16 protein-coding genes and 1 pseudogene are annotated in these 18,761 nt (G+C 39.2%); 13 read left to right on the top strand and 4 right to left on the bottom strand.

Annotated elements, in window-relative coordinates; all coding sequences use genetic code 11:
• Nucleotides 1-63 precede the first annotated feature (63 nt).
• From A9C19_RS17790 to A9C19_RS22110, 8 genes are all read left to right on the top strand, one after another.
• Nucleotides 64-669 carry a glycerol-3-phosphate responsive antiterminator gene (locus A9C19_RS17790; RefSeq protein WP_072581174.1) on the top strand — a complete coding sequence of 202 codons (606 nt, stop codon included), beginning with the start codon at nt 64-66 and terminating at the stop codon, nt 667-669.
• A 20-nt stretch (nt 670-689) separates the two neighbouring features.
• A complete protein-coding gene (locus tag A9C19_RS17785; protein ID WP_072581173.1) occupies nt 690-1,811 on the top strand; it encodes an ABC transporter ATP-binding protein in 1,122 nt (373 codons plus the stop codon).
• 89 nt (nt 1,812-1,900) lie between these two features.
• Entirely contained in the window at nt 1,901-2,746 is an 846-nt protein-coding gene (locus A9C19_RS17780) for a carbohydrate ABC transporter permease (protein WP_420835839.1), read from the top strand.
• Nucleotides 2,743-3,555, top strand: a complete 813-nt coding sequence (locus A9C19_RS17775) for a carbohydrate ABC transporter permease (protein WP_072581171.1) — start codon at nt 2,743-2,745, stop codon at nt 3,553-3,555. Before A9C19_RS17780 ends, A9C19_RS17775 begins: the two co-directional genes overlap by 4 nt.
• Nucleotides 3,556-3,613: 58 nt before the next feature.
• On the top strand, nt 3,614-4,990 hold the full coding sequence (locus A9C19_RS17770) for an ABC transporter substrate-binding protein (RefSeq protein ID WP_072581170.1): 1,377 nt from the start codon (nt 3,614-3,616) through the stop codon (nt 4,988-4,990).
• A gap of 230 nt (nt 4,991-5,220) precedes the next feature.
• Nucleotides 5,221-5,952, top strand: coding sequence for a glycerophosphodiester phosphodiesterase (locus A9C19_RS17765; protein ID WP_072581169.1), 732 nt, complete (start codon nt 5,221-5,223; stop codon nt 5,950-5,952).
• A 152-nt stretch (nt 5,953-6,104) separates the two neighbouring features.
• Nucleotides 6,105-7,559 (top strand): alanine/glycine:cation symporter family protein, encoded by a 1,455-nt coding sequence (locus tag A9C19_RS17760; RefSeq protein ID WP_072581168.1) that lies wholly within the window; start codon nt 6,105-6,107, stop codon nt 7,557-7,559.
• Between the two features lie 153 nt (nt 7,560-7,712).
• Entirely contained in the window at nt 7,713-7,868 is a 156-nt protein-coding gene (locus A9C19_RS22110) for a hypothetical protein (protein WP_199445797.1), read from the top strand.
• 301 nt (nt 7,869-8,169) lie between these two features.
• Here A9C19_RS22110 and A9C19_RS17755 read toward each other — a convergent pair whose 3' ends face one another.
• The 3 genes from A9C19_RS17755 to A9C19_RS17745 are packed head-to-tail and all read right to left on the bottom strand — an operon-like array spanning nt 8,170 to nt 11,442.
• On the bottom strand, nt 8,170-10,182 hold the full coding sequence (locus A9C19_RS17755; protein WP_072581167.1) for an ABC transporter permease: 2,013 nt from the start codon (nt 10,180-10,182) through the stop codon (nt 8,170-8,172).
• Nucleotides 10,157-11,059: an ABC transporter ATP-binding protein gene (locus A9C19_RS17750; protein WP_072581166.1), complete on the bottom strand. Its 903-nt coding sequence runs from the start codon at nt 11,057-11,059 to the stop codon at nt 10,157-10,159. Before A9C19_RS17750 ends, A9C19_RS17755 begins: the two co-directional genes overlap by 26 nt.
• Before the next feature lie 2 nt (nt 11,060-11,061).
• Nucleotides 11,062-11,442, bottom strand: coding sequence for a GntR family transcriptional regulator (locus tag A9C19_RS17745; RefSeq protein ID WP_072581165.1), 381 nt, complete (start codon nt 11,440-11,442; stop codon nt 11,062-11,064).
• Nucleotides 11,443-11,609: 167 nt separating this feature from the next.
• Between A9C19_RS17745 and A9C19_RS22835 the strand changes: the two are divergent.
• The 3 genes and pseudogenes from A9C19_RS22835 to A9C19_RS17735 form a co-directional block, all read left to right on the top strand.
• Nucleotides 11,610-12,161 (top strand): annotated as a pseudogene (locus A9C19_RS22835) (protoglobin domain-containing protein); the annotation flags it as partial.
• A 30-nt stretch (nt 12,162-12,191) separates the two neighbouring features.
• Entirely contained in the window at nt 12,192-12,932 is a 741-nt protein-coding gene (locus tag A9C19_RS22830) for a methyl-accepting chemotaxis protein (RefSeq protein WP_420835838.1), read from the top strand.
• A gap of 372 nt (nt 12,933-13,304) precedes the next feature.
• Entirely contained in the window at nt 13,305-15,194 is a 1,890-nt protein-coding gene (locus A9C19_RS17735; protein ID WP_072581163.1) for an ABC-F family ATP-binding cassette domain-containing protein, read from the top strand.
• Between the two features lie 71 nt (nt 15,195-15,265).
• On the opposite strand, the gene A9C19_RS17730 is transcribed toward A9C19_RS17735, so the two are convergent.
• Nucleotides 15,266-15,766, bottom strand: coding sequence for a site-2 protease family protein (locus tag A9C19_RS17730; RefSeq protein ID WP_072581162.1), 501 nt, complete (start codon nt 15,764-15,766; stop codon nt 15,266-15,268).
• 193 nt (nt 15,767-15,959) lie between these two features.
• Between A9C19_RS17730 and A9C19_RS17725 the strand changes: the two genes are divergently transcribed.
• Nucleotides 15,960-16,676: a 5-formyltetrahydrofolate cyclo-ligase gene (locus tag A9C19_RS17725; protein ID WP_072581161.1), complete on the top strand. Its 717-nt coding sequence runs from the start codon at nt 15,960-15,962 to the stop codon at nt 16,674-16,676.
• Nucleotides 16,677-16,754: 78 nt separating this feature from the next.
• Complete coding sequence (locus A9C19_RS17720; protein WP_072581160.1) at nt 16,755-17,879, top strand: nitric oxide synthase oxygenase; 1,125 nt, start codon at nt 16,755-16,757, stop codon at nt 17,877-17,879.
• The last annotated feature ends 882 nt before the right edge of the window (nt 17,880-18,761 follow it).

The following is an 18,761-nucleotide window of genomic DNA, read 5'->3' as shown; positions in this document are numbered from 1 at the left end:
TTTTATGGTTTTTTGTTTTGTTCTTTTTACAACCTACTATTCTTTAAAAAGGAAGTGAATAGAATGGATCTTCAAGAAGAATTTACGAGACGCTTAGAGCATGACCGACTAATCGCCTCTATTAAAGACCCGAAAAGCCTTGATCAATTTTTGGAGTCAAATATACAATGCGCTTTTCTCTTAACAGGAAATATTAGTGTGATCAAACGCTATGTAGATGTGTTGAAAAAACATAATCGCTTTGTGTTTTTACATATTGAGAAAATACCCGGCATTAGCTATGACAGAGAAGGTCTTAAGTTTATCGCAAAATATGTCCAGCCAACGGGAATTGTTACAACGAAAAGCTCTCTCATTCAGCTTGCAAATAAAGAAGGGCTTCTAACCATCCAACGTTTGTTTCTAGTAGATACAGATGCAGTGAAGAACGGTTTAAAAGCAGTAAATGAGATCCAGCCTGATGCACTTGAATTAATGCCAGCTCTTATTCCAGAAATAATTGCCAAGCTAAAACGAAAAACGGACATCCCTCTTATCACAGGAGGATTGATTCAGCACCAGGAGCATATTAACGCAGCACTTCAAAGTGGAGCGATCGCCGTTTCAACTGGTAAACCAAGATTATGGCAATTTCAAGCCCAAACGGCAATTGAAGTAGAGAAAATGTGAAAAAAGGGGATGCATCAATAATGAAGCGAGTTGAGTTGAAAAATATTTCAAAAACCTACGATGGAAAGGAACAGGTGATTAAAGGTATCGATGTAACAATTAAGCCAGGTGAATTTTTCGTTTTAGTAGGACCATCGGGATGTGGGAAAAGTACAATGCTTCGCATGATTGCTGGGCTTGAAGAGATCTCTAACGGAGACCTTTTTATAGGCGAAGAGAATGTCACAAAACATTTACCAAGTAAGCGGAATTTATCTATGGTCTTTCAAAACTATGCCTTATATCCTCATTTAACGGTGGAACAAAACATTACCTTTGGTCTCCATACAAAGAAACTATCAAAACAGGAGCAAAAAGACCGTTGCACTGAAACAGCAGCAATGCTTGGCTTGTCCGAGTTAGTAAATAGAAAGCCAAGACAGCTTTCAGGTGGACAGCGTCAACGTGTGGCATTAGCAAGGGCGATTGTCACTCAAGCCCCAATTTGTCTAATGGATGAGCCATTATCCAATTTAGATGCAAAGCTTAGAGCCAAGATGAGATCTGAGATTCGCCAAATTCAACGTAAGCTAGGGATTACGATGATTTATGTAACACATGATCAGACAGAAGCGATGACCATGGCCGATCGAATGATGATTTTACATAACGGTGAGGTGCAGCAAATAGGACACCCTCTAGACATCTATAATCATCCTGCGAATACGTTTGTTGCTTCCTTTATCGGCTCACCACCTATGAATCTCTTAAATGTAGAAGTGAAGGAGCAATCGTTATTCTTCGCAGATAATCGATCCATCTCATTAAGTGAGGAAGTAACACAGCACCTTGCATCCCACTCAAGAATCACAGCAGGCATTCGTCCTGAGCATATCCAGCTTGCTAAAGAAGGGAAAATAAGCTTTTTTGCAAATGTCTTAAATGTAGAAGTTCTTGGAACGGAGACACTTATAACGTTTGAGATGGGAAATAAACAATGGATTGCGAAATGGAACGGACAATGGAATATCGAGATTGGGAGGAAAATACCCCTTACTATTCAAGAAGAGAATTTGTTTTTCTTTCATACGGAAAGTGGAGATTACTTATATCATAAAGCAAAAATTGAGGAGAGACCATTAGTTGAGGAGGCTATCTTATGAGTAGCCTGTCGAACGAGACAAATCCTGTCATAAATGTGGAAAAGCCGTCTACTTCCTATAAGAAGCCTCTTCCAAATTTTGTAGTAGGAATGCTGTATTTGTTACCATCTATCCTTTTATTTGGCATCTTTCTTTTTTATCCAATGATCCGTACATTATACCTGAGTTTCTTTTTAACGGATGGACAAGGTACACCTATAACGTTTGTTGGGTTTGAGAATTTTACGTATCTCCTACAATCAACTAGCTTTCATAAAAGTATGAAAGCAACAATTCTATTTGTGCTATACACAGTTCCTGTAGGTGTCATTCTCGCTCTATTTTTAGCGGTGATTTCGAATGAAAAGGTGAGGGGAATTGGAGTGTTCCGCACCTTGTTTTCATCAACAATGGGGATGAGCGTAGCGGCTTCCTCTGTTATTTGGATGTTCATGTATAATCCGTCTATCGGTATTTTAAATAAGGTGGTTCGTTCATTTGGGGGTTCCGAAGTTCAATGGCTTCTAGATCCTACCTATGCACTGTTGGCTGTTGCGATATCTACTATCTGGATGAACACAGGCTTTGCTTTTCTCATTCTATTAGGTGGCTTGCAGAACATTGATGAACATTTATATGAAAATGCAGATATTGCAGGCGTGAGCTATTGGTACAAGCTTAGAAAAATTACGATCCCAATGCTTTCACCTACCTTGTTTTTTATCATCACCGTGTCACTTATTAATTCCTTTCAAACCTTTGGCCAGATCGATATTTTGACCAAGGGAGGTCCTGTGGAATCAACCAATGTTATTGTGTATTCCATTTATAAAGAAGCCTTTATTAATTACAATATCGGCTCGGCAAGTGCCCAGGCAACGATTCTCTTTTTCTGTATTTTAGTTGTAACCATTCTTCAATTTAAGATAGGGGAACGGAAGGTGCATTATCAATGACACGTATGAAAAAGATGATTCTGTATACGCTATTAATTTTTTCAGCGGTATTTATGATGTTCCCTATTTTTTATGCTGTCATGATTAGCTTTATGCAAGGAGGAGAAGTGTTAAGAGGAAATCTCATTCCTGACACTTTGACTCTTGCAAACTATCAAAAAGCATTTGAAAGGACGCCACTTATTCACTATTTATGGAATAGTTTTTATGTTTCAACAGTCGTCATGTTGGGGCAGTTACTCGTCTCGAGTTTAGCTGCATTTGCCTTTGTCTTTATCACATTTAAAGGTAGAGAAATGATCTTTTTTCTCTTTATCTCAACCATGATGATTCCGTGGGAAGCGACAATGGTTCCTAACTTTTTAACGGTTCAAAAGCTAGGGTGGTTAAATTCGTATTCTGGGTTAACCGTTCCCTTCTTTGCCTTAGCCTTTGGAACCTTCTTATTGAGGCAGCAGTTTAAAACGATTCCGAAAGAGCTCTATGAGGCTTCGCAGGTTGCCGGTATTAGTCGGTTTCGCTTTTTTTGGAATGTGGTGCTACCCGTCTCAAAATCAAGCTTAATTACATTAGGCATTTATAGCTTTTTAACAACATGGAATATGTATTTATGGCCATTGCTTGTGACGAATAATGAAAGTGTTCGAACTGTTCAAATTGGGTTAAAGCAGCTACAGTCGCAAGAAATCTCAACCGAATGGGGGGTGGTCATGGCAGCAGTTGTTGTCGTCATTCTTCCAACAATCCTACTCTTATTCTTAGGTCAAAAGAGATTGCAAAAAGGCTTAACACAAGGTGCTCTAAAGTAACTGTTACTTATCAATTCATAGGGGAAATCTAGTACCCAACCAAAAGGAGGAACTATTCATGAAGAATAAAGGATTTATTTTATTATCTGCACTATTTCTCTTATTGTTAGCTGCATGTTCAAGCTCAAATACAGGTACTTCTGGAACAGAAGCTGAGGCTGAAGGGACAGAAAAGGAAGCGGCAGAAACAACTGAAAAGCAAGAAGTTGTGTTCTGGCATGCGATGAGTGGTGATCTTGAAACAGTCTTGAAAGATATCGTAGCTGATTTTAACGAATCACAAGAAGATATTGAAGTAACTCCCGTTTTCCAAGGTACGTATGAGGAAGCCTTAACAAAGTTTAATACAGTTGCAGGTACAGAGGATGCACCTACGATTATGCAAACCTTTGAAGTTGGGACAAAATACATGGTTGATAGTGGACATGTTCAGCCTGTTCAAAAATTTATCGACGAAGATAACTATGATACATCACAATGGGAAAAGAACATCTCAAACTACTACACAGTTGATGGTGAACAATATTCAATGCCATTTAACTCATCAACACCAGTACTTATTTATAATAAAGATGCATTTAAGGAAGCTGGTTTAGACGTGGATCAAGGACCAATGACGTATAGTGAGTTAATGGATGCAGCTAAAAAGTTAACGAAGCAAGATGGTGGAGAAACAAGTCAGTATGGATTCTCAATCTTAAACTATGGCTGGTTCTTCGAGGAATTACTTGCTGCACAAGGTGGTCACTATGTTGATAATGAAAATGGACGAAATGGGAATGCGACAAAAGCTACGTTTAATGATGAGTTAGGATTAAATGTATTCAGTTTAATTAGTGATATGTATAATGATGGTACTTTCTATAATGTAGGGCAAAACTGGGATGACATTCGTGCTGCCTTCCAATCGAAAAAAGTAGCAATGTATTTAGATAGTTCAGCAGGTGTAAAGACGGTAGTCGATAATGCTGATTTTGAAGTAGGCGTTTCATACCTTCCAATTCCAGATGATGCTGACCGACAAGGAGTTATTATCGGTGGAGCTTCTGTTTGGATGTCAAGTGGGATTGAAGAAGCAAAACAAAAAGCGGCATGGGAATTTATGAAATACTTAACAACACCTGAGGTTCAAGGAGAATGGCATGTAAAAACAGGCTACTTTGCCATCAATCCAGCCGCATATGAACAAGATATCGTAAAAGAAGAGTGGGAAAAATACCCTCAGCTTAAAGTAACAGTCGACCAATTACGTGACACAAAGCCAAGCACTGCAACTCAAGGGGCACTTATCTCTGTCTTCCCTGAGTCAAGACAAAAAGTGGTAACGGCAATGGAAAATTTATATCAAGGAATGGATCCTCAAGAAGCGCTTGATCAAGCAGCAGAGGAAACAAACCGTGCATTAGAAGTAGCAAACAAAAAACAAGGTAACTAACTGTCTAAGCTAGAAACTAAGCCCTTGAAGAATTTGCTTCAAGGGCTTTTAACAAGGCTTTTATCTAAACTTTGTTGATATCTATTCACCTTTTATAATAAGGATGGTAGGTGCCTTGTAATTTTTTTTAGTAATATTGCTCCTCCAATCCAACTAACCACTATACTTTCTCCACAAATAAAAAGTAGTAAGAGTGAATGACACTACATCAAGGAAAAGAGGGAATCGAAATGAACGAAAAAGTAAAATTATTTGCCCATCGCGGAGTAAGTGGCGAATATCCTGAGAATACAATGGCGGCATTTAAAGCAGCAGTTGAAATGGGTGCTGACGGGATTGAACTAGACGTCCAATTAACAAAAGATGGGCAGGTTGTTGTGATTCATGATGAAACGATTAATCGCACAACAAATGGTATTGGCTATGTAAAGGACTTTGAGTGGAAGCAACTAAGAAGATATGATGCGGGAAGTTGGTTTGATCCACTATTTATAAATGAACGCATTCCTCTTCTTGAAGAGGTGTTGGAGTTGGTAAAAGACAGAAACCCTCACATGCTGATGAACATTGAACTGAAGAATGATTTACTTGAGTACCCCCACTTAGAGGAGAAGGTGTTAGAAATAGTAAACAAGCTAGAAATGAAAGAGCAAACAATCATTTCCTCTTTTAATAGTGAGAGCTTGGTGAAAGTGAACCAACTTGATCCAACGATCGAAACAGCCTTTCTTTTCGCAGGGATCCCAACGGATATTATGACACGAATCAAAACCTTACCCATTCAGGCGCTCCATTGTGAAGCCTCATTTGCCCAATCCATTATTGGACGAAAAATAAGGGATATGGGAATGCCTTTACGAGTGTTTACGATTAATTCTCTGGAAGAATTTACCCTCTTAAAAAAAGAAAAGGTGCCTGTTATAATAACAGATTATCCGCATATATTTCTTAATAATCTGTGAGAGACAAGAATTTCCAAGGCTGTCGCTAATATTTTACTAGGATATAAATAAAATGTGAGGTTATCTCACATTTTTGTTGTTTTATAACAGAATATTTATTATACTTTTTCTATAAAGAAAATTCTGTCTATTCAAAAAAAGGGGGTATTAGGTTGGAAACATTCGTTAATGGTTTGAATGATGTGCTTTGGAGTACACCTGTCATCTACATTTGTCTTGCAGTTGGTCTTTTATTTTCTATTCTTACACGTTTTTTACAGGTAAGGCATGTTAAAGAAATGGTTACGCTCATGTTCAAAGGAAAGAGCTCTAAAGCTGGGGTATCATCATTCCAAGCACTTGCTATTGCACTATCAGGTCGTGTAGGTACTGGTAATATTGCTGGTACAGCGACCGCTATTGCATTTGGTGGACCTGGAGCTGTGTTTTGGATGTGGACAATCGCATTCATTGGTGCTTCAAGCGCATTCATAGAATCGACTCTTGCACAGATCTACAAAGTGAAGCAAGACGGTGAATACCGTGGGGGTCCAGCATACTATATTGAAAAAGGAATTGGCTGGAAATGGTTTGCTGTTACCTTTGCGATCGCAGCTATTTTAGCGATGAGCTTATTAATGCCTGGTATCCAATCAAATTCCATCGCAGTTGGATTAGAGAATGCATTTAATCTAGATACAACGATAACGGGTATCATTCTTGTTGCATTAATTGGGGTTATTATTTTCGGTGGAATAAAACGTATTGCGAACGTTGCTCAATTTGTCGTACCATTTATGGCAATTGGGTATATCCTCGTGTCACTTATAATTGTGTTAGCAAATATCGGAGAACTTCCGGCTGTTCTAGGCTTAATTTTTAGAAGTGCATTTGCCCTTGATTCTGCTTTTGGCGGTATCGTTGGTGCAGCGATTGCATGGGGAGTAAAACGAGGGATTTACTCTAATGAAGCGGGTCAAGGTACAGGTCCACACGCAGCGGCAGCAGCAGAAGTATCTCACCCTGCAAAGCAAGGCTTAGTTCAAGCATTCTCTGTCTATATTGATACCTTATTTGTTTGTTCGGCTACTGCATTTATGATCTTATTTACAGGTATGTATAACACAGAGGCTCCGGACGGAACAGTGATTGTGAGCAATCTAGAAGGAGTTGAGGCAGGACCTGGTTATACACAAGCAGCGATTGAATCGGTTCTTCCTGGGTTTGGAGCTGGTTTCGTAGCGGTATCACTTTTCTTCTTTGCTTTCACAACAATCATGGCTTATTACTATATCGCAGAAACAAATGTTGCCTACTTAACGCGTGTTACAAATAGTAAATGGGCTATGTTTGTTTTAAAAGTTGTCCTCCTTGGAGCTACGTTCTACGGTGCGACAAATGAAGCAGCATTAGCATGGGCTTTAGGTGATGTAGGGTTAGGACTCATGGTGTGGCTGAACTTGATTGCCATTCTAATTCTAGCAAAGCCTGCATTAGTAGCTCTTAAAGATTATGAGAATCAGAAGAAGCAAGGAATTGATCCTGTTTTTGACCCGAAAGCATTGGGTATTAAAAACGCAGATTATTGGGAAGTAGACTATAAAAAGGATAAAGATCAAGCATCTTAAAAGGGAAGAAGAAACCGATTATCGTGGCGATAATCGGTTTTTTTACGCAAGAAAAATGTTCGCGTTTGACTATATAACAGGAATCATGTCATGCGTATGATTTTCCCCTCTTTGTACAAAATATAAAAATCATGAAAGAGGAGGGATGTACGAATGTCAAAGCAAGGGAAGCAAAATAAAGAACAATCTGCCCAGCAAATTGCCAAGCAACAGGGTGAAAACGAAGTGGAATTAGGTAGCGACTTCCAAATTGGCAATAGCCAGCATCAAAGCCAAAAAAAGAGCGGGAAACAAACGAATAAAAAATAACGAAAAACCTGGTGATGTGCACATCACCAGGTTTTTCATCGATTACTACGCAAACTAAGATTGTCACTCGCTCTATACAGAGAGAAAAACCCTTTTATCTAAGGGGAGATTTCTGCACTTGGGATTTTGCCCTAGCAGCAACTAAAAAAAGAGGCTGGGACAGAAGGAGACAGAAGTGCCTGGCACCTTATCGTAACGACTATATGTACGCACTGATTTATCTAGTGCACACAATAGTTTGTATCGGAGGATGCCTGGCTCTTTATTTTGTCCCAGTCTCTTCCATTTATCATCCTGCTAATCAATCTACTTTCTTTTTAATACTTTCTAGTATCTTTTCCTCCTCAAGGGATCCGTACCAGGTTTGACCGTTTTTAAGGGTGAGCTTTACATAATAGATATGGTCGCTTGAGTAATCCCTATTGAAGTAGGCCAATATGTTTTCGATTTCCTCCTTTTCAGTAATAGGTAATGTTTCTGTTGCTTGTTGAAAGTATTCCTCGGTTGCTAAGTATTCTTTGTTCGGTTCTTGAGGAGAGATTTTCATCAGTTCGACCTGCGCTAAATCAGCTTCCGTAATCGTTAATTTCTCATAGTAGCCTCTTTCCTTTAGCCATTCTTCCGTATGTTTAAAGGACTTTCTCCAATCAATATGAATCGTTTCGGTAGGAACAGGTTCCATTCCTGGAAGCTTTGTTTTTTCCGGTTCGTATGATAATTCGATATAACCAAAAGTAGATGAACGATATAATAGGTCATCCATAGTTTGAGATTTTACATCTTTACTAATAGCTTCTTGTAGCTCTTGAATTTCTCCTTTGTCTGAAATGGTGACTGGCGAGAAGCCAGGTGCATGTGGGAAAAGGCGAATATCAATTGGATCGGACGTTTCATCAATTTGTCTAATCTCAGGTAGATTCGCTTTATACTCATCTGATTCCATGACAATTTGTAATTTATCTTCTAAAAGCTCAATGGGGATTCGATATTCCCTTTTGAAAAGCTGTCCGTTATTCAAGCGATAAACAATAGATTGGTAGCTTATCCGAATTTCTGAATCAGATTTAACAGACTGAATGTACTCTCTCTCTTCTAAAATATGTTCATGTAATTCCCGTACAGCCTGGATGTAAAGCTTGGAATCTGAATATAATGCCTTGTTTTCAGTTTCTTCATGTAAAAAATATGTGTCTCCAAAGTACACATTTTGAATTTGGTCCATTCTCGGTAATTTACTTTCGTACTGAAGATAATCATTCTCTATACTAATGAAGATCACACCGAAAATAACCATATAAATGACGTACCCAGTAAACATCTTCAGTTGAAAAATTCGCCATGTTTTCTGGAGTATCATTTCTGCAGCTGTGTAGCCGATTAATGCGCCCAAAATGTAGCCAAAGATGAGCCAGCTAAAGTTTGCAGAAGTTGTAGCAGAATAATATGTTCCCCCCACAAGCATGCTACAGAACGTTACACCGTATTTGAAAACAGGCTTTAGGAAGGTAAAGGTGATTACTTCCGTTGCACGTTCTAGCTGTCTACCTTTGTAGAAGAATAAGCCAACAATAATGAACAGGACGGTTAGCAAGATATAGATCATGACCTCTCCTGCTGAATACATTATATTATTGTCCCATACTCGGATAAAACGGGTAAAAGGAGACAGGTAATATATCTTCTCGTTTAAAAGGGAAGAGGCGTATCCGAATAATAAAAAAGATAAGTTGTATGTGATCATTGTCGTTAAGCCAATCGGTAAAAATAAGAAAATATACGTTAAAACTGCATGTGCTGTTGATAAGCCAGTAATCATTCCAACCATAACAGTAAAGGTGAAGAACATACAGGTTAAGACGATAATCAGACCAGTCCAACTCATTAGCTCAGAAACGGTTAGGATATCATGAAATTCCGGAATTGATCTTGTCACAAAATAGGTAATGACAGATGTCAGAAGAATAGGCACAAGTAGCATGACTAATCCACTCAACAGATGACTAACGTACAGTGATTCTCTTCTAATAGGTAAGCTGTGAACCATATCTACAGCAGCTTCATTGTGTATATAGCGAAAAAGTAACAAACCAGCTGCTACAGGAAGGCTAAGTAAAATCATAATTTGAAGCTCTGTATTAATGGCGAAGTAATCTTGATATTCGTTATATGTCAAGAAATCACTTGATGATAGTTGAAGCAGTTCCAAGGGTATAATGAAACACAATAGGAGGAAAAAGACGATGCTAATCCATCCAAATTGTCTTACATCCTGACGAATGATTTGTTTTTTAAAGAAGGATGTTTTCAATTTCATAGCCTGTATCCTCCATTTCATAAATGAAAATCTCCTCTAACGTTAAAGGAAGTAAATCAAAGAGAATCACGTCATGCGCGCGAATAATCTTTTGAATTTTCTCTTCCTCACCTCGAACAATTAGAAGTGACACACTTCCTCTTTTCTCACGATGGAGAATGGTGAATTGGTTAAGTAAATGCTCCTCATGCGTAGGGTCTTTTAGCGCTAGCTGGATCTTATGTGTATCTGACTTCAAATCGTCTAGCTGCTTCTCAAGTAGAATTTTTCCCTTATGCATAATCCCGACGTGATCACAAAGATCCTCGATTTCTCTAAGATTATGAGAGGAGATGATGACTGTCATTTCTCGTTCTGCAACATCCTGAAACAAGAGATTCTTAATTTTTTGTCTCATGACAGGGTCAAGACCATCAATCGGTTCATCTAAAATAAGCACATCCGGCATAGCAGAAAGAGCAAGCCAAAAGGCAACCTGTCGCTTCATTCCCTTTGATAGTCGATGAACTTTTTTATTTACATCAATCGTAAACGCGGCCTTCAATCGCTGAAATCGTTCTTCACTCCACTTAGGATAAAATGCTTTATACTGCTGGGCCAACTGGGTAATGGTAGCCTGAGGGAAGAAGTAAAGAGTATCAGGGATAAAAACCACACGTTCTTTAACGGACATGTTTTCATATAAAGGTGAGCCATCTATGAGAATCGAACCTGAATTAGGTCGATTAATCCCAGCCATCATCTTTAACAACGATGTTTTCCCCGCGCCGTTTGAACCTAATAATCCATAAATTGAACCCTTTTGAACAGAAAGGGACAACTGTTGTACAGCTAGCTGTTGATTGTATTTTTTGGAAATGGAATGTACTTGTATCATCCCTAATGCTCCCCCTTTGTTTTTTGATTCGCTCGTTCAAAGAGAAGATGGAGATCCTCCTTTGTTAATCCGAGGTAAATCGCTTCTGCAATTAATGTTTGTATCTCTTTTTTTAATTCCTGAAGCTTGTCATTACTTGGCATATGCTCAATGGCTGAAACGAAATTTCCTTTCCCTTTAATGGAATAAAGGTACCCTTGAGCTTCGAGCTCTCGATAGGCTCTCTGAATCGTATTAGGATTCACTGTTAACTGACCAGAAAGCACCCGAACGGATGGGAGCTGCTCATCTGGTGTTAAGATTCCACTAATAATCAATTCCTTAATTTTATCCACTAGCTGCTCATAAATGGGTTTTCTGCTTCTCACATCTAACTGAAACATCTTGAACCCCCTTTTCGTCTTAACTGTATTAAGAATCTTAGTACAGTTAGATTTTACATTGTAACGCTATTTTAATCAATAAAAAGTTAATTTGAAAATGGTGAACGAAATAACTATACAAAACTAGTACAAATGTTATACAATTTGCGTAGGATTTCGTTGGAAGGATGAGAAAAATGTTAGGATTCGGAAAAAAAGTTCGAGTAATACAAGAGGAATTTTTACCTATAATGGAATTCCCACAACAAGAGGATGTAGTTCTTGTTCATGATCGTGCCATTGCAGCACGTTTAAGCTATATGGGTGTAACGAAGGAGCACTTACAATTACTTCAAGAGATACAGCCATTTATGGAGGACATGCTAAATGAGGTTCTTGACAACGTACTGAACCACTTATATAAACAGCCGTTTCTCACAAATATTGCAAAAGAAAACACCACAAGAGAACGACTAAACAATGTATTTGTCAGCTATTTTCAAAGTCTATTAAGCGGAAAATTGGATGCGGAATTTTTTGACATGAGGAAAAGAATTGGTCGTACCCATAACGGAGCAAATCTACCAGCAGCTTGGTTTATTGCTACATATTCGGCGATCAACACATTGATCGTGCCACAAATCGTGAAAAAGTACGAAACACAACCAGAAAAACTCTCAAAACTCTTACTAGCAATCACCCACTTAACAAATCTAGACTCTCAATTAGTTGTTGAGAACTATATCCAATCAAGGGTGAACGAACTTGAGATGGTAAATGGTACAAAAGAGCACTTGCAAAAAGAGCTTACGTCAATTAGCCAAGAGGTTGCTGCATCTGTTCAAGAAACAGAAGCAACCATTCAAGAAACAAGCTCAAAAGCAGAACAAATTCGTAGCGAAACAGAAATTACCCAAAAAAGCAGTAAAAACCTTGTGAACTTAACAAATGAAAATGAAGCGCAAATGACCTCGATGATTGACACCTTTAACGAAGTCATCGACGACGTGAACACGGCTATTCAAGGCATTCTTGATTTACAGGATAACTCGAATAAAATTCTTGCTATGACCAAAAGCATTGAAGAAATCGCAGATCAAACGAATCTTCTCGCATTAAACGCATCAATCGAAGCCGCCAGAGCAGGTGAAGAAGGAAAAGGCTTCGCCGTCGTCGCAGCCGAGGTACGCAAGCTAGCAGAAAACTCGAAAAACATGAGCAGCCAAATCAAAACACTTGTCCAAAAAAACAGCAGCTCAACAAATGATCTCGTCGACAACATGAAAACAATGAACCAATCCACCAAGCAATCTCAAACAAAAATTGCCCAAGTTAAAGGTGGACTTATAACCGTGAAAATGGAAATGGAAAACTACCTCACCATGTTCGACCGGAACAAACATGACCTCGACTCCATCGTCATGTCGATCAAAGAAATCAACCACACCACAAGCACACTGTCTTTACTCGCTAATGACTTACTAGAGAAAGCAGAGGATGCAAACAGATAATTGGTTAAAGAACCCGCTTCTATTGATGGAGGTGGGTTTTATTTTGGTTGAGGGAATGGAGGAGGTTGGGAAATAGCGAAGGTGGATTGTGAAAAATATAGCTTGATACATTGTAGCTTTTAGATCTTTAGGTAGATTGCGGTATTAAGTGATGATAGTGGGATCGAACACGTTGAATGGTTGATGAACCAGGAAAGTTTAGCGATTATCGGCTAAAGTATGAATCACATTTGGTGAAGACCCAACAAGATTAGTCTGTTTTTTCCAATGAAGCTGGTACGTAAGTTGTTGAGGGAGTATTCCCTTCCCTTAGCACAAAGTTCGGATATGCTGTACAATAGATGCATACTGTGTAGAAGGATTGAATGGATAATGAGTATATTACAAGTGGAGAATTTATATAAAACATATGGTGAGAAGACGTTGTTCGATCATATTTCGTTTACGATTGCGGCGAAGCAGAGGATTGGCTTGATTGGTGTAAATGGGACTGGGAAGTCGACTTTGTTGAAGGTGATTGCAGGGATAGAGTCTGCGGATTCTGGTGAGCTGACGCATGCGAATACGCTTCGAATAGAATATTTGCCACAGCAGCCCGAGCTTGTGGAGGGGCTGACGATTTTGGAGCAGATTTACTATGGGGATGCTCCGATTATGCAGGTGATGCGCGAATATGAGCTGGCGTTAAGTGAGCTTGAGAAGGACCCTGAAAATGAGAGAAAGCTTAAGCATTTAATGAATATGCAGCAGAAGATGGATCAAAACGATGCGTGGGAAGCGAATACGGTGGCGAAAACGGTTTTAACCAAGCTTGGGATTACTGATTTTCAAAAGCCTGTCATTCATTTATCTGGTGGACAGAAGAAACGTGTGGCGATTGCGAAAGCGTTGATTCAGCCTGCTGATATTTTGATTTTGGATGAGCCAACGAACCATCTTGATAACGAAACGATTGAGTGGTTAGAGGGGTTTTTGGCTCAATATCGTGGTTCGATTATCTTGATTACGCATGATCGTTACTTCTTGAATAGGGTAACAAACCAAATTTTCGAGTTAGATCAAGGGAAGCTTTACACGTATTCTGGAAACTATGAAGTGTTCTTAGAGAAGAAGGCGGAACGAGAAATCAATGAAGAGAATGCTGAAGAGAAAAGGCAGAATTTATTACGTCGTGAGCTGGCGTGGCTAAGGCGTGGAGCGAAGGCTAGAACAACGAAGCAAAAGGCACGAATTGGTCGAGTCGAGGATCTTCAGGATCAAAAGGGCCCAGCTGCTAAGCAGGAGATGGATTTTGCGATAGGCTCACAGCGTCTTGGAAAAAAAGTTCTTGAGCTTGAGAATATTTCAAAGGCGTATGATGGAAATCAGCTTATTAAGAATTTTCATTATTTAATCACACCAGGTGAAAGACTGGGGATTATTGGTCCAAATGGAACGGGGAAATCCACGCTCCTCAATATTATGGCGGGAAGAACTCCAGCTGATTCAGGGACAGTTGAGGTTGGGACGACTGTTAAAATTGGTTTTTATACACAGGAACATGAAGAGATGGACGAAGATCTACGTGTAATTGAGTATATTAAAGAAACGGCTGAGATTGTTTATACAATAGACAATCAGGTCATTACTGCCGAACAGATGCTAGAACGCTTTTTGTTCCCTCGCTCTGCCCAGTGGACGTATATTCGAAAGCTTTCCGGTGGAGAACGACGTCGTTTGTACTTGTTGAAGGTATTAATGGAAGAACCAAATGTCCTGTTTCTAGATGAGCCGACGAATGATCTTGATACGCAGACGCTTTCGGTATTAGAAGATTATCTTGATCAATTTCCAGGTGTCGTTTTGACCGTATCACATGATCGTTATTTCTTAGATCGAGTTGTGGATCACTTAGTTGTATTTGATGAACGTGGGCAAATTTCTCGTTTCCAGGGTAGCTACTCAGAGTTTATGGAGGAGAAGAAGCTACAGGAAATGATGCAGGAAAAAGAACCAGCTCCTGTTAAAGCAGAATATAAGAAAGAAAAGAAAAAGCGACTATCCTATAAGGAACAGCAGGAATGGGAGCAAATTGAAGACGTGATTGCTGGACTTGAGGAAAGAAAAGAGCAGCTTGAACAAGAGATTGCTTCAGCAGGCAGTGACCTTGGAAAAGTAACAGAGCTTTATAAAGAGCAAGAACAGGTGGATACGAAGCTTGAAGAAACCATGGAAAGATGGGAAGAGCTTTCGTTATTAGTGGAGGAAATTGAGAATAGTTAACCTCTCAGGTAAAAGGACGTAGAGCATTAAGCCTTTACGTCCTTTTTATGTTTGTATGCTAGATCTTGTCCCTAAGACGTTTGTTTCCACTGGCAATCTGTTGTATGATCTATTTCCTTGTTTCGCATGATTTTTAGGATAGCTTTTCCATCACTTGGGCTTCCGTCTGGATAATCCATGGGCATTAAAGCAAAGAAGACGGTATAGATAGAAAAGTAGAGAAATTGATAGGTTACATTTGAGCTTTCTATTATTCCTTCAAAAATGAAACTGTACATGAGTAAGATGGAGAGTCCGTTAAAGATGGAGCCCCCAAGATAGATAAGTATGTTTCGTGCTTTCGTTGTCGCTTTAATGGAGGTGAATTCACAGCCCCCATACCAAAAGTAAAACATTCTAAATTCTAATGGTCCGATCGAGAATAGTTTTTTTCCACAGCCCACGATCATTTTTACATGGCAGCCTGATAGCTTTGCGAAAAAGTAGTGGCCCAAAACATGTATAATTGTCACTAGAGGGAAGATGACAAAAAATGCGCGTAAAAACACTGCAAAGTCCTCAAAACCAAACATGGTGAGCCTCAGATCCTTTCTCTTTTTTTTACCTTTTATTATTGAGCTTTCTCTACTCTACCCACTGTCACAGTCTTATAACAAATGAATGAGAATTCACGAAAAAAGTCTGATAGGATAAGTGCTTTTTCGTGTACTTGCTTTGACGGTTGTTTATACTAATGATAAGAATACACAAAAGGACTTGGTGAGCATGACAGAAACAAAAGATGAAATAAGGCATAAGGTTTGGAATCGGCTAACAGAGGAGAAAAATGGTCGCTTTCCGTTTCCATTAGTTCATCGAATTCCGAATTTCAAAGGGGCGGAGAAGGCAGCAGCTTTTATTCAAGCTATGCCAGAATATCAAGCGGCTAAGGTGATAAAGGTTAATCCAGATGCTCCACAGCTACCATTACGAAAACAAATTTTAATAGATGGAAAAACGTTATTAGTTCCTACTCCGCGATTAAAAGCAGGCTTCATCATGGTTAAGCCGGAATGGGTGCCAAAGGGAGAGGAAAGAAGAGCAGCAAGCCTGAGTCATATTAAATCGTATGGAAAGGAAATTCCGCTGACCGAAATTCCTTCTATTGATTTTATGGTTGTAGGCTCTGTAGCGATTCATCCAGATGGGAGAAGACTAGGTAAAGGAGAAGGCTATGCGGACCGTGAGTATGGGATTTTACGAGAACTCGGCAACCCGCCAATGCCTATTGTTACTTCAATTCATAGCTCACAGCTTGTTCAGAATGAAATTCCAAGAGATTCCTTTGATTTATCAGTTGACTGGATTGCAACGGAGGAAGGGCTTTTTCCTACTAATTCACCTTATGAAAAGCCGAACGGAATTGAATGGGAACATGTGACTGAGGAAGAAATGGAAGAAATGCCCGTTTTAAAGCAGCTATGGGAGCTAAAATACAAATAAACTAAGTACTACCATTGGACGTGTCGAACATTGTCAGAGTATGATAGAGACAATGAACTTTTATAAGAGGTGACCGGATTGGTTACAACCAACAAACAGTTAGAGACTGAAGCCATTCAGTTTATTCAAACAGCCTATCAAGAATTAAATAAATCAACGGAGCAATCGGATAAAAGAATAGAAGAAATAAAGCAGGAAATTAAAGAGACTGGTACGTATGTTCATACCTTTGAAGAGCTTTCACATGGGGCGAAAATGGCATGGCGTAATAGCAACAAGTGTATTGGTCGACTCTTTTGGGATAATTTAACTGTTTTTGATGAGCGAGAAGCTGATACAGAGGAAGCCGTATTTCAGGCACTCCAGCATCATCTTACGTTTGCTACGAATAAGGGGAAAATCAAACCCACAATCACCATTTTTAAACCAGACTTAGGGAAGCAAAACCGGATGCGCATTTGGAACCACCAGCTTATCCGTTATGCTGGCTATGAAACGGAAAATGGTACACTAGGTGATCCTGCATCCATTTCTTTTACAAAGGAATGTGAGGCGTTAGGTTGGAAGGGGGAAGGGACACATTATGATGTCCTTCCACTCGTTATCCAAAAAGACAACCAGAATCCGAAGCTGTTTACATTTGCAAAAGATGATGTGGTAGAAGTCTCAATTACCCATCCTGACATTGAGGGAATAAGTGACCTGCAGATGAAATGGTATGGTGTACCTATTATTTCAGACATGATGCTTGAAATCGGTGGGATCCACTATTCTGCCGCACCTTTTAATGGCTGGTATATGGAAACAGAAATTGGTGCGAGGAACTTAGCCGATCCATTTAGGTATGACTTCTTACCGAAAGTAGCTTCCATTATGGGATTAGATACTCGCACAAATGCGAATCTCTGGAAGGATCGTGCACTTGTGGAGCTAAATGTTGCGGTGCTTCATTCCTTTAAACAGGCAGGTGTTAGTATTGTTGACCACCATACATCTGCTCAGCAATTTAAACGATTCGAGCAAAATGAAAAAGCAAGCTGTAGACATGTAACGGGTGATTGGACATGGCTCATTCCACCTGTCTCACCCGCAACGACTCATATTTTTCATACTAGCTATGAAAATAAAATCGTTAAACCTAACTATTTTTATCAAGACTTACCCTACAATCAACAGCGTAACGAGCATCGGGAACCAATTTAACGGTTCACGCCTGATACTAGCTTGAAGAGATAAGATCATCATGGTTTTATCTCTTCTTTTTTGGTAAAATAAAAATAGAAAATATTGGTATGGAGGTGGTGGATTGATACGATTAAGAAACCTTTTTCTTTTTATGAGTGAATCAATTTCATAATTGCTTATTTTAAAGAAACACAGACCTACAGAATGTTAATTTCGTAAACTTATGGCTATATATCAAGTGTCCGGTCTGGTTGAATTCCGCTCCAGTTGCTCGCTTTCCGCGGGGTGGGCGGTGAGCCTCCTCGGCGTAAACGCCTGTGGGGTCTCACCTGTCCCACTCCTCCCGCAGGAGTCTCGCACTTCCGCTCCATTCAACCTTAAGCAGTTTTCGTTCAAAGAACCTATTTAAAGGTAACCATCATTGAGAGCCTCGTGTTAGGGTTGTATAACAACATAAATCATCAAGAGTAACATCTAATTTTGCTTCAATCGGCTTTTCATAAATTGGGAGATTTGTTTCTTTTTCAGCCATTTCTTGAAGCCACTTTTCACGTTCTTCTTTTAATTTACGTCCGCGTTTTTACGGATTGGCTTTTGGTTGCTCATCTTTTACTGGAAATCAATCTCTTGCTTCAAATAAGTGGCATCAATCGCAACTATATCATCTGAAACAAATCCTTCGGATATAACTTGTAGAAGAAGAGTTTCTTAAACACGCTCAGGGAACACGTGATTCACTTATTTAAGTAATCATTCGTGAGTATTTAAAACGGAATGTTGTCAGAAATTAGGAAACCACAATCAAGACAAAACATCATGTCATTCTTAAGACGCTGAATTACCTTGTTCACAAGTCAGGGAAATGACATTGAAATCATAAAGCTATTAAGTGCATGTAGT

It is taken from the genome of Bacillus weihaiensis (genome assembly GCF_001889165.1).
Lineage (GTDB): Bacteria > Bacillota > Bacilli > Bacillales > Bacillaceae > Metabacillus > Metabacillus weihaiensis.
Note: the sequence above shows the minus strand (reverse complement) of the source record. Positions and strands in the feature narration are given on the sequence as shown.